The sequence below is a fragment of the Nocardiopsis protaetiae genome, from assembly GCF_045446735.1.
GTDB lineage: Bacteria > Actinomycetota > Actinomycetes > Streptosporangiales > Streptosporangiaceae > Nocardiopsis > Nocardiopsis protaetiae.
This window is the reverse complement of the sequence record NZ_JBJJBV010000220.1, coordinates 1-11,691: the sequence shown is the minus strand read 5'-3', so window position 1 is coordinate 11,691 and position 11,691 is coordinate 1. Positions and strand designations below refer to the sequence as shown.

The 11,691-nt window shown below is 73.7% G+C and carries 9 protein-coding genes and 1 pseudogene; 4 read left to right on the top strand and 6 right to left on the bottom strand.

Annotation, left to right across the window (positions count from 1 at the left end):
- Nucleotides 1–395: 395 nt before the first annotated feature.
- The 4 genes from ACJOT3_RS26285 to ACJOT3_RS26270 form a co-directional block, all read right to left on the bottom strand.
- Nucleotides 396–764 carry an STAS domain-containing protein gene (locus ACJOT3_RS26285; RefSeq protein WP_406975788.1) on the bottom strand — a complete coding sequence of 123 codons (369 nt, stop codon included), beginning with the start codon at nucleotides 762–764 and terminating at the stop codon, nucleotides 396–398.
- Nucleotides 765–1,038: 274 nt separating this feature from the next.
- The gene (gene meaB / locus ACJOT3_RS26280; RefSeq protein ID WP_406975787.1) at nucleotides 1,039–2,178 is read right to left on the bottom strand and encodes a methylmalonyl Co-A mutase-associated GTPase MeaB; all 1,140 of its coding nucleotides are present in this window, start codon (nucleotides 2,176–2,178) and stop codon (nucleotides 1,039–1,041) included.
- Nucleotides 2,179–2,410: 232 nt separating this feature from the next.
- On the bottom strand, nucleotides 2,411–4,639 hold the full coding sequence (gene scpA / locus ACJOT3_RS26275) for a methylmalonyl-CoA mutase (protein WP_406975786.1): 2,229 nt from the start codon (nucleotides 4,637–4,639) through the stop codon (nucleotides 2,411–2,413).
- Nucleotides 4,636–6,510, bottom strand: a complete 1,875-nt coding sequence (locus ACJOT3_RS26270; RefSeq protein WP_406975785.1) for a methylmalonyl-CoA mutase family protein — start codon at nucleotides 6,508–6,510, stop codon at nucleotides 4,636–4,638. Before ACJOT3_RS26270 ends, scpA begins: the two co-directional genes overlap by 4 nt.
- A gap of 257 nt (nucleotides 6,511–6,767) precedes the next feature.
- Between ACJOT3_RS26270 and ACJOT3_RS26265 the strand changes: the two genes are divergently transcribed.
- The 3 genes from ACJOT3_RS26265 to ACJOT3_RS26255 are packed head-to-tail and all read left to right on the top strand — an operon-like array spanning nucleotide 6,768 to nucleotide 8,571.
- Entirely contained in the window at nucleotides 6,768–7,430 is a 663-nt protein-coding gene (locus ACJOT3_RS26265; protein ID WP_406975784.1) for a hypothetical protein, read from the top strand.
- Between the two features lie 2 nt (nucleotides 7,431–7,432).
- Complete coding sequence (locus tag ACJOT3_RS26260) at nucleotides 7,433–8,140, top strand: DUF4184 family protein (RefSeq protein ID WP_406975783.1); 708 nt, start codon at nucleotides 7,433–7,435, stop codon at nucleotides 8,138–8,140.
- Nucleotides 8,137–8,571 carry an NUDIX hydrolase gene (locus ACJOT3_RS26255; RefSeq protein ID WP_406975782.1) on the top strand — a complete coding sequence of 145 codons (435 nt, stop codon included), beginning with the start codon at nucleotides 8,137–8,139 and terminating at the stop codon, nucleotides 8,569–8,571. The genes ACJOT3_RS26260 and ACJOT3_RS26255 overlap by 4 nt, the downstream gene beginning before the upstream one ends.
- 93 nt (nucleotides 8,572–8,664) lie before the next feature.
- Here ACJOT3_RS26255 and ACJOT3_RS26250 read toward each other — a convergent pair.
- Nucleotides 8,665–9,738 (bottom strand): annotated as a pseudogene (locus ACJOT3_RS26250) (asparagine synthase-related protein); the annotation flags it as partial.
- A 143-nt stretch (nucleotides 9,739–9,881) separates the two neighbouring features.
- Between ACJOT3_RS26250 and ACJOT3_RS26245 the strand changes: the two are divergent.
- Nucleotides 9,882–10,454: an HD domain-containing protein gene (locus ACJOT3_RS26245; protein ID WP_406975781.1), complete on the top strand. Its 573-nt coding sequence runs from the start codon at nucleotides 9,882–9,884 to the stop codon at nucleotides 10,452–10,454.
- Between the two features lie 423 nt (nucleotides 10,455–10,877).
- Here the strand turns inward: ACJOT3_RS26245 and ACJOT3_RS26240 are convergent.
- A partial coding sequence (locus ACJOT3_RS26240; RefSeq protein WP_406975780.1) for an HNH endonuclease signature motif containing protein occupies nucleotides 10,878–11,691 on the bottom strand: 814 nt, incomplete at its 5' end.

Sequence of the window (11,691 nt, the reverse complement as noted above, 5' to 3'; positions counted from 1 at the left end):
GACAGCGGCGGCGGGGGCGGCGGCGACTGACCCGCCCTCACCCACGCGGCGCGGCCACCCCGGCCGCGCCGCCCGCATGTCCGCCCCACACGTGAGCCCCTGAGGGCACTTCAGCCCCACCACACCCACACCGCTCAGCAGACGCACACGCACCACGCCTACCCTCAGAGCAGGGCATGCCGGAAGCACGTCAGCCTCGCTCACGCCTCCCGACGGCCTCGGGCGGACGACCCCGCACGTAGACCGGATTCAACGGAACCGGGCACATGTCCGCCCCGCTGCGGGCACCCGGGCGTATCCCAGCGGCCGGGGCGGCGGACGGCATGCGGCACGGCCGGGCGTCGTGGGGCGTCCGGCCGTGCGGGTGCGTCGGTGTGCGGCTGTCGGGGCGGGGGTCAGCCGGCCTGGCGCTTCTCCAGCGCCTCCATGGCGGCGACCGCGGTGGCCACCGTCTGGTGGACGGGGACCTGGCGGTGCAGGCCGACCAGGCGGACGACCTTGGTGACGCGTTCGTTGAGGGCCGCCAGCGCCAGCGCCCCGTCCCGCTCGCGGACGGTGCGATAGGCGTTGATGATGACGTTGAGGCCGCTCGAATCCATGAAGTCGAGCCCCGACATGTCCAGGATCAGCCACGGGCCGTGGGCGTCGATCGCGGACCGGACGTGCTCTTGGAGGTCGTTGGTGGTCGCGATGTCGAGCTCGCCCTCGATCGCGACGATGACGCTGCGGCTTTCCACCCTTGTGCTCAGTCCGAGCCTGTGCACGTTCACTCCTCCCGACCCCTCGTTGAGAAGGCGAGGGGTCCCTTCGCTTAACCATACGCAGGCGCGCGGCCCGCGCCCATCGGAGCTCCGCCCCCACTCCCACGGGGTCGGCCCACCGAGGAGGGAAGCGCTTGCGCGTCCGCGTGTCCGGTAAGTCGTTGGACACACACGGTATAAGCCAAGCGGGCGTTCGGGAATGCCATCTCGAAAGAAATTTTCGCCTCGGGGGCACGAACCCAGTACACCCCGCCCGAAATCACCCGTTGACTCTGGGTCATTTCACGATATGAGACCCGTTGTCCTGGGAAGTCCCGGAGTCCGAATCCGCGGATGTCCCCTCGGCCGCCTCCGCCGGGTCCGCCGGTGGCGGCGCGTCCCGCTCGCTGTCACTCTGAGTGAACATCGCGAGGAGCTCTCCCGCCGCGAGCGTGGCCGTGGTGTCCCCCACACGCACCTCGCGTTCCAGCTCCGGGATGCGCGCGCCCACCTGCGGGTGCCGCAGGAACGCGTCCATCAACCGGTCGCGGACCTGGTCCCACATCCAGCTGACCCGCTGCCCGCTGCGGCGTTCGGCCAGCGCCCCGTCGTCCTCCAGCACCTTGCGGTGCTCGCGCACCGTGTCCCACAGCTCGCCCAGTCCCTCACCGGTGAGCCCACTGCACGTGAGCACCGGCGGCCGCCAGTTCGGGTGCACCGGCTGGAGCAGGCGCAGCGCCCGCGACAGTTCCCGGGCGGCCTTGCGGGCGTCGTCGGCGTGCGGGCCGTCGGCCTTGTTGACGGCGACCACGTCCACCAGTTCCAGCACGCCCTTCTTGATTCCCTGGAGCTGGTCGCCGGTGCGGGCCAGGGTGAGGAACAGGAAGCAGTCGACCATCGCGGCGACCGTCACCTCGGACTGGCCCACCCCCACGGTCTCCACCAGCACCACGTCGAACCCGGCCGCCTCCATGAGCAGCATGGTCTCCCGGGTCGCCCGCGCCACCCCGCCCAGGGTCCCGGCGGTCGGCGAGGGGCGGATGAACGCGTTGGGGTCCACCGCCAGGCGCGCCATCCGGGTCTTGTCGCCCAGGATGCTGCCGCCCGTGCGGGTGGAGGAGGGGTCCACGGCCAGCACCGCGACCTTGTGCCCCTCCCCGGTCAGCCGGGTGCCCAGCGCGTCGATGAACGTGGACTTGCCCACCCCCGGCACGCCGGTGATGCCCACCCGGTGGGCGCCGCCGGTGTGCGGGAGCAGGCGCACCAGCAGTTCCTGGGCGTCGCGGGCGTGGTCGGGGCGGCGCGACTCCACCAGGGTGATCGCCCGCGCCAGGGTGGGCCGGTGCCCGGCCAGCACGCCTTCGGCCAGTGCGGCCACGTCCACCGGCCTGCGCCGTCGCGTCCGCTGCACGCCCGCCTCCTCGTCTGTCGTCGTCATCGCACCCCGTGGCCGGGGTGTCCGCGCCGCCTCCGCGGTCGGCGGTCACCGGGCGGCCGGTCGTCGGCGCGGTGCTCGCCGCCCGCCGGTTCCGGGTCCCGCCGCCGGGGCGGCCGGTCGTCGGTCCGGTTCCCGTCTCCCATCACCACCGTGCCCCGTGGCCGGGCGGCCGCACCGCCCGCGGTCGGCCGTGGCCGCGGAGGCCGGTCGCCGACCACCCCCGGAACGGCGCTCACGCCTGGTCCAGCCGGGCCTCCAGCTGGTCGAGCAGGTCGATGGCCGCCTCGGCGATGACCGTACCCGGCGGGAAGATCGCCGCGGCGCCTGCCTCGCGCAGGGCGTCGAAGTCCTGCGGCGGGATGACGCCGCCGACCACGATCATGATGTCCTCGCGGTCCAGCTTCGCCAGTTCCTCCCGCAGCGCCGGCACCAGGGTGAGGTGCCCCGCCGCCAGCGACGACACCCCCACCACGTGCACGTCGGCCTCGACCGCCTGGGCGGCGACCTCCTCCGGGGTCTGGAACAGCGGGCCCACGTCCACGTCGAAGCCCAGGTCCGCGAACGCCGTCGCGATGACCTTCTGGCCGCGGTCGTGGCCGTCCTGGCCCATCTTCGCCACGAGGATGCGGGGGCGGCGCCCCTCGTCCTCGGTGAACTCCTCCACCCGGCGGGTCACGCGCTCCATGGCCCCCGCCGCGTCGGCGCTGCCCGCCGCCTCGTCCCGGTACACACCCCGGATGGTACGGATCTGCCCGGAGTGGCGGCCGAAGACCTTCTCCATTGCGTCGGAGATCTCGCCGACGGTGGCCTTGGCGCGGGCCGCGTTCACGGCCGCCGCCAGCAGGTTGTCGGTGAGGTCCGCGTCGGCCCTGGACTCGCGCCCGGCCGCGGCGGTGAGGACGTCCAGGGCGGCGCGCACCGCGCCCTCGTCGCGTTCGGCGCGCAGGCGGCGCAGCTTGTCCAGCTGGCTGGCGCGCACCTTGGAGTTCTCGACCTTGAGGACGTCGATGGCCTGTTCGCTGTCGGGCCGGTACTTGTTGACGCCGATGACGGGCTGGCGCCCGGAGTCGATGCGCGCCTGGGTTCGGGCGGCCGCCTCCTCGATGCGCATCTTGGGCAGCCCGGCGTCGATGGCGGCGGCCATGCCGCCCGCCTTCTCGACCTCCACGATGTGGTCCCAGGCCTTGGCGGCCAGCTCCTGGGTGAGGCGTTCCACGTAGTAGCTGCCGCCCCACGGGTCGACCGACCGGGTGGTGCCGGACTCCTGCTGGAGCAGCAGCTGGGTGTTGCGGGCGATGCGCGCCGAGAAGTCGGTGGGCAGCGCCAGCGCCTCGTCGAGGGCGTTGGTGTGCAGCGACTGGGTGTGCCCCTGGGTGGCGGCCATCGCCTCCACGCAGGTGCGGGCCACGTTGTTGAACACGTCCTGGGCGGTGAGCGACCAGCCGGAGGTCTGGGAGTGGGTGCGCAGGCTCAGCGACTTGTCCTTGGCCGCGCCCAGGTCCTTGACCAGCCGCGCCCACAGCAGGCGGGCGGCGCGCAGCTTGGCGACCTCCATGAAGAAGTTCATGCCGATCGCCCAGAAGAACGACAGCCGCGGCGCGAACACGTCCACGTCCAGCCCGGAGCGCTGGCCCGCCCGGATGTACTCCACGCCGTCGGCGAGGGTGTAGGCGAGTTCGAGGTCGGCGGTGGCCCCCGCCTCCTGCATGTGGTAGCCGGAGATGGAGATGGAGTTGAACCGCGGCATCCGCTGCGAGGTGTACGCGAAGATGTCGGAGATGATCCGCATCGACGGCCGCGGCGGGTAGATGTAGGTGTTCCGGACCATGAACTCCTTGAGGATGTCGTTCTGGATGGTCCCGGACAGCTTCTCCGGCGGAACGCCCTGCTCCTCGGCGGCGACGATGTACAGCGCCAGGACCGGCAGGACGGCGCCGTTCATGGTCATCGACACGCTCATTTTGTCGAGCGGGATGCCGTCGAACAGCTGGCGCATGTCGTAGATGGAGTCGATGGCCACGCCCGCCATGCCGACGTCGCCCGCCACGCGGGGGTGGTCGGAGTCGTAGCCGCGGTGGGTGGCCAGGTCGAAGGCGACCGACAGGCCCTTCTGCCCGGCCGCGAGGTTGCGGCGGTAGAAGGCGTTGGACTCCTCCGCCGTGGAGAAGCCCGCGTACTGGCGGATGGTCCACGGCTGGTTGACGTACATGGTCGGGTAGGGGCCGCGCAGGTACGGGGGGATGCCGGGCAGGCCGTCGACGAAGTCCAGGCCCGCGCGGTCGGCCGGGGTGTAGAGCGGTTTGACGGCGATGCCCTCGGGGGTCTCCCACTCCAGGGCGTCGGGGGCCTTGCCGGTGGCGGCCTCGACGGCGGCGGCCCAGCGGGTGTCGGCGGCCGCGCCGGTACCGGTGTCAGAGGGCTCCGGCTCGCCGGGGGCCACGGTGGACAGGTCGGGGATCATGCTCGCTCCCCCTTCGGGGCCGGCTTCGGGGCCGTCAGGTCGACCAGTTCGGTGAGGAGGGCGACGGCGTCGCACCCCTGGTAGAGGAAGGCGTCCGCGTCGAGGTCGCGCGGGGCGCCCGCCAGGAGGACGCGTTCGGCGCCCGCGGCCCTGAGGGCCCCGACGGCGGACGCGGCGTGTTCGGCGTAGACCTTGTCGGAGGAGCACAGGACGGCCACCCGCAGGCCGGACTCGGTGAAGGCGCGGGCGGCGTCGGCGGCGTCCTCCAGCGGCCCCGGCAGGTGGGCGGCGATCCCGCCCGCGGCCAGCAGGTTGGCGGCGAACGTGGCCCGGCCGGTGTGCACGGCGACCGGGCCCAGGGTGGCCAGGAACGCGGTGGGGCGGTCCGGGGCGGCGTCGGAGCGGTCGCGCAGCTCCTCGAACTCGCCCGCGTAGCGGCGCAGCGGGAACCAGGAGTCGCGTTCGGGGAGGGGTTCGCGCTCCAGCGGCTCCTCGGCGAGGTTCGGGAACTCGCTGACCCCGGTGAGCGGGGAGCGGCGGTGCGCCAGGTCGGCGCGGCGGCGCTCCCAGACGCCGTCGACGCGTTCGCGCAGCCAGCCGTCCTCGATGACCTCGGCGGCGCCGCCGCAGGCCTCGACCTCCTGGAGGAACGCCCAGCCGGCGAGGTAGAGGTCGCGGGTGAGCGCCTCCACGTGGAAGGAGCCGCCAGCCGGGTCGGCCACCCGGGCCAGGTTCGACTCCTCGACGAGGAGGGCCTGGGTGTTGCGGGCGACGCGGCGGGCGAAGTCGTCGGACAGGCCCACGGCCGCGTCGTAGGGCAGGACGGTGACGGCGTCGGCCCCGCCCACCCCGGCGGCGAAGCAGGCCACGGTGGTGCGCAGCATGTTCACGTGCGGGTCGCGGCGGGTCAGCATCGCCTCGGAGGTGACCGCGTGGACGCGCATGGCGCGCCGGTCGGCGGGGACGCCGCTGACCTCCAGCACCCGGTTCCACATGGCGCGGACGGCGCGGAGCTTGGCGATGCCCGCGAACTGGTCGGCGCTGACGGCGAGGCGGAACTCGATGCGCCCGGCGGCGTCGGCGAGGTCCATGCCGGCGGCGGCGAGGGCGCGCAGCAGGGCGGTGCCGGAGGCGATGGCCCAGCCGAGTTCCTGGCCGTCGGAGCCGCCCGCGTTGTGGACGAGGGTGGCGTCGGCGGTCATGAGGCCGAGGGCGGGGCGGCCCCGGGCACGGTCGGCGGCGAACCGGGCGGCGTCCAGGACGTCGGGGCGGGCCCCGGCGCGGGCGGCCGCGGTGAGCGGGTCGATGCCCAGGTGGGAGATGATCCGGGCGTCGGGGACCTCGGCGTCGGCGTGGACGCGCAGCAGGGCGTCGGCGGCCTCGGCGTAGGCGGCGCCGGGTTCCAGGTCCACGGGGGCGAGGTCGAGGTAGACGTCCGTGAGGGCCGCGCCCAGGCGGTCCGCGGGCAGGTGGCCGTCGCCGACCGCGATCCACAGCGAGGAGACGCCGTTCATCAGGTCGGCGAGCGCCCGGCGGCGCAGCGGCTCCGGGTCGGACTCCAGGTAGCGGGCGCGAATGTCCCAGCCGCCGGTGACCACCGGGCGGTAGCCGCGGGTGAAGGGGGCCAGCCCGGGGTGGCCGGGGTCGGCCGCGGGCGGCTGCGAGGTGGCCAGGGGCGCGATGTCGAAGCCGTCGTAGGTGCGGGTGGCCAGCACGGCTTCGGGGTGGTCGGCGAGGCGCTCTTCGGGCACGCCGCTCTTGCGCAGTACTCCGGCGACCAGTTCCCGCCACCGGTCAAGGGTGGCGACCGGAAAGCCTTCGGCGAGGTCGGGGGCGCCGGATCCGGCGGCGCCGCTCTCTTGGACGTCCATACCTCGGATGGTAGAGAACCGGGTCGGGTGGCGGGGCGGCGGGGTGTGGGGCAGGGCACGTGCGGACGTACACGTGACCTTCGGCCGGGCTGTTCGTGACCGGAACCCGGGGTGGGGTGGGCGGGGCGGGGATTCCACGGGGTGACCGGGAACCGACGCGGCGTCGGAGGCATCCCACCGCCGGAACGGCGTTCCGCCGCCCCGGGCCGACGAGCGACGGCCCAAGACCATCGACCGACGACGAAGGAACTCCGACGATGCCCCTGCCCCCTCGGAAGACCCTCCTGCCCGTGACGGCCGCCCTCGCGCTGGGGCTGGCGCTGACCGCCTGTTCCGGCGGCGCCCCCGAGGACCTGAGCGAGGCCTCCCAGGAGGACCTGGCCGCGCTGCTCGTGGAGGGAGAGGTCCCGGCCGACCCACCGGAGGCGGACCTGTCCGGGCTGCCGGAGGAGCCGGACGAGTCGGCGCCGCTGGGCGAGCGGGCGGGGTGGGCCCTGCTGTCGGACGTTTCGGCGATCGCGGGCGAGGTCGACCCGGACGCGGCGGTCGAATGCCCGGACGACCTGTCGGCGGCCTGCACGCTGACCTACCGCGGGACCGACTTCGAGTTCCCGGTGACCTCGCAGGAGAGGTCGGGCGGAGTGGAGTTCACGTTCGAGCACCCCGAACTGCCGGTGGCCAAGGCCTTCCTGGAGGACTGGCTGCGCTACCAGACCGACGCGGGGGCGGTGTACTGCGACACCGGAGACGTGGCGGTGCTGGTGCCGGGGGCGGAGGACCCGGCCGACTTCCGGTGCTACGCGCAGGACGGCGGGGTGGCGTGGGTGGACTCGGCGGAGGACACCGTCAGCCCGTACGACGTGTACATGATCAACGGCGGGGCCCTCTCGTTCTCGCAGGGCCTCGGAACGCAGGGCTGACCATGCCGTTCACCCCCGCCCACGCCGCGGCCGTGCTGCCGTTCGCCCGCACCCGGCTGCCGGTCACCGCGCTGATCATCGGCTCGATGGCCCCCGACCTCCCGTACTACCTGCCGTTGCCCGTGGAGGCCTCCACGACCCACTTCCCCCTGGGGCTACCCGTGGTGGTGTTGCTGGGCGCGCTGGTGTGGGCCTGCTGGACGTACGTGCTGCGGGCGCCACTGGCCGCCCTGGTCGGGCGCGAGGCGGGGCCGCCGCCCGCACCGAGCGTCCCGGGCGCGGCCTGGGGTGCGGCGGCCCTCGCGGTGGGGGCGCTCACGCACATGGTGTGGGACGCCTTCACACACCCGCTCGGGGCGGGGGTGCAGCTCCTGCCGGTGCTCCAAGAGCCGGTGGTGGAACCGCACAAACTCTTCAACGTGCTGATGTACGTGAGCTCGGTGCTGGGCCTGGCGGCGGTCGCGTGGTGGGTCGCCCGCCGTGTCGAGGGGCCCCTGCACCCGCACTGGATCCCGCTGGCGGTGATCACCGCCTGCGCCGTAGTGGGCGCTCTGGTGAGCGGACTGGCGGCGGGAGACGCCCTCAACGGCGGTTATGACCTCGTGCGGGTCATCCTGCTGGGCGCCGTACCGGGCGCGGGGGCGGGGGTGGCCGCCTGGAGCCTGTACTGGTGGATCGACCGGAACCTGAAGAGGAAGGCGGACGCGTGAGCGACCCCGTGATCGACCTGTGTGTGGTGCTCTTCCGGGAGGACGGATGGGTGCTGCTCGGCGAGCGGCAGAACACCGGGTTCCAGGACGGGCGATACGCCATCCCGGGCGGCGGGCTGGAGCCGGGCGAGTCGGTGGCGCAGGGGGCGGCGCGCGAGCTGTACGAGGAGGTCGGCGTGACCGTCGACCCGGACACGCTGCACTGCGCGCACGTGACCCACCACCGCGCGCCCAACGGCCGGACCCGCATCGGGTTCTTCTTCACGGCGCCGGAGTGGGAGGGGACCCCGGTGAACCGCGAGCCGCACCTGTGCGCCCGCCTGGCCTGGAAGGACCCGGACGACCTGCCGGAGAACACCATCCCGTTCGCCGCGGACGTCATCGCCCGCATCCGCGCGGGTGAGCGCTTCTCCGCCCACGGCTGGGACTGATCCGCGCGGGTCGCCGGTAAGCGGGTCGGCAGGCGGCGGCCGCTCCCCGCGCTCGGCCGGCGCCGCGTGGTCGTCGAGACCACGCAGCCACGCCTCCGCCGCCACCACGTCGGCCAACGCACCCATCGCCACCCGCCGCCCCTCGACCGCCGCGTCCAGCGCCGCCAGCACGAGGTCGGGGCGGATCACCCCCAGGTCACCCAGGCGGGGTTCCCGGAACAGCGACCGCAGCCGGTCCGCGTTGCGGCGCACTCCGTGGTACTCGCACGCCCCGTAGTCGCTCTTGGTGCTTCGCTCGAACCGCACCGTGGGGAACGCCGTCTTCCACGCCTGAGCCAGGAGGGGCTTGGCCCGCGCCGTCGACACCCGGTGCCGAACGGGGACGGACAGGCAGGCGGCGAGCACCTGGTGGTCGAAGAACGGCAGTGCCACCCGGACGCCACACCCGTGGGCCACCTGGAGGAAGGAGCGACTGGTGGCCGCGTGCCAACGCACAGCCCGCAACGCGTGGGCGTCGGCACCGTCGTCCTCTCCCCGCGCCGACGCGGCCGCCTCGTGCAGCCGTTCCCCCGCCTCACCACGAGCTCGGGGCGTGCCCCAGGCAGCCAGAGGACTCACCGCCGCCCAGGAGATCGCCGTCTCCCAGGGCGGTACCGCGTCGGCCCGGGCTTCGGTGGCGGGGCGTGACAAGCCCTCCGCGGAGCTCAAGAGAGCGTTCGCATAGGACTGGCGGGAGGCCGTCCACACCGCTCTGAGGACCCGATGAACCGGGCGCTGACGCAGTGTCGCCCAGTCCCGGCACTCTCGGAGGAACTCCCGGGTGCAAGCGGGCGCGGCCAGGTAGGTCATCGGGGCGCCGACGACCGCGTCACCACCGTCCCCGGCGAAATGGACCCCCGTTCCGCGGACCGGGGCCAGCCGGTGCGCGGTACGTGTGTGCAGGACGACGTCCGCGCTGGGCAGGTCCGTGAACGGGGCACGGTCCAGCAGGGAGAACGGCAGGGTGTGCGGGCCGCCGTGGAGGACCCGGTGACGCAGACCGGGGGCGGTGCCCGCAAGTCGGGAGGCGTGGGCAAGGTCGTCGGTGTTGTCGGCGAACCGATCCGTGTAGGTGATGGCCTGCACATCCTCGCCGTGGTGCCGGGCCGCGAGCAGAGCCGTGAACACGGATGTCCGGGCCTGTGCATGCACACCCTGTGGTCGCTGCCGACCGCATGTTCCCGCCCGCTGGGGTCGGAGCCCGGCTCGGCGGAACGTCTGGGCGGGGTTGGCGGGGGATCCGTCTTGGGCGGGTGGGGAAGGACCAGATCATGAGTGATGAGACCACGCGGGTCGCGCACCTTCTCTATGAAGTGGGCACCCTGAAGAATCAGCGGCGGACCGGTTGGTGGGTGGCGGGTGTGCGCGACCCGGAGTCGGTGGCCGAGCATTCGTGGCGGACGGCGCTGATCGCGTCGGTGATCGCCGCGATGGAGGGCGCCGATCCGGCGAGGGCCGCGCTGATCGCGGTGTGGCACGACACCGGGGAGACGCGCACGGGGGACATCAACCATCTGGGGCAGAAGTACCTGGAGTCCAAGCCTGATCCGCAGGGTATCGCCGCCGATCAGGCGGAGGGGCTGCCGGAGGCGGTGGGGAAGGTGCTGCGTGCCGCTGTCGCCGCTTATGAGGAGCAGGACTCGCCGGAGGCGCGCTGCGCGAAGGACGCGGACAAGCTGGAGTGCCTGTTGCAGGGGGTCGAGTACCGGGCGCAGGGGCATGCGGCGGCGCAGCGGTGGATCGACGGGAGCCTGGGGCGGATCAAGACCGCGTCGGGGAAGGCGCTGGCGGACGCGGTGCTGGAGCAGGGATCGCTGGACTGGCTGTACGCGGCGATGGAGTGATGGGGGCGCCGACTCCTGGGGTGGTGGGGGTCGGGATGGCCGCTGGTTCGTAGGGCTGTCCTGTGTGGTGGGGGTGAGGGCGGCCGCGGGCCGGTCCGGAAGCGGGGGTCGGCGGCCTTGGGCGGTGGGCGGTGTGCGGGCGGAGTCGCACATGCCGGAGGCGCCGTGAGGACTCGGCCTCCAGGGCGGCGATCGTGCTCAGGGCGGCCGGGTCCGGAGTGGATTCGACTCGGGCGGGAGGGGAAAGCGAACGGTCGTTCGGTGATGTAGCGGGGGCGGCCGGACTCGCCAGGGGTTCGTCGTGGAGGAGCAGTTCGGGTTCCCGGGGAAGGAACACGCTGTGGGTGGCGGCGAACGCCTGGGAGCCGGGGTGTGCGCGGGCGTGCCGGGGTCCCCCTCCGGGTGGGGTCCCGGAGGGGTGGGTCAGGCCGCCCGCGCGGGTGGTGGCCGGGTCGAGCGGGTCGAGATCCGGGGCATGGCGAACGGTAGCGGTTCCGGGTGGGCTGGTGGGGCGGGCGTGGCCGGGGGACGGGTGGGTCGGCCGGTCCAGAAGCGGCGGCGTTCGGTGGCCACGGTCCGGCGGTGCTTGATCCGGTTGTGCGCCGCGCAGAGGGGTTGGAGGTTGTCGGCGCGGGTGGGCCCGCCCTGGAAGAACTCCACGATGTGGTCGGCCTGGCACCAGCGCAGCGGCCGGTCGCATCCGGTCGGCCAGGCGCAGGCGGTGTGGCGGGCGAAGGCCGCCGCGCGCATTCCGGGGGAGGCCAGTCGCCGTTCTTCTCCCACGTGGGTCGCGGTGCCGTTGTGGTCGGTGAAGAGCGGGCGGACGGTGGCCCGGGTCAACCATGCGCGCAGGACGGAGAGGGGTAGCGCCTGCCCGGTGTCGGTGACCGGCGTTCCCGAGGTGGTGTCCCCGGCCAGCACGGTGTCGGGGACGCTCACCTGCACCCGCACTATCGGGGTGTCCGGCTGGGCGCACCCGTGGTGGGTGTGTGCGAGGCCCAGGGCGGTGGTGAACGCCTCGTAGGTGCGGCGGGCCCGGGCGGTGCCGCCGGGGGTGTCGGCCTCGTCGGGGTCGGGGGGCGGGGTGTAGGAGTCCAGGCAGGCCCGCAGTAGGACGGCGTCGGCGGCCGAGCCCCAGGCTTGGAAGAGGAACGATCCGCCGAAGGTCACGTCCAGGCGGGCGCCGCGCTCGGCGTCGGCGCGGGCGTGGTCCTTCTCGGCCCGGTCCGGGAGTAGG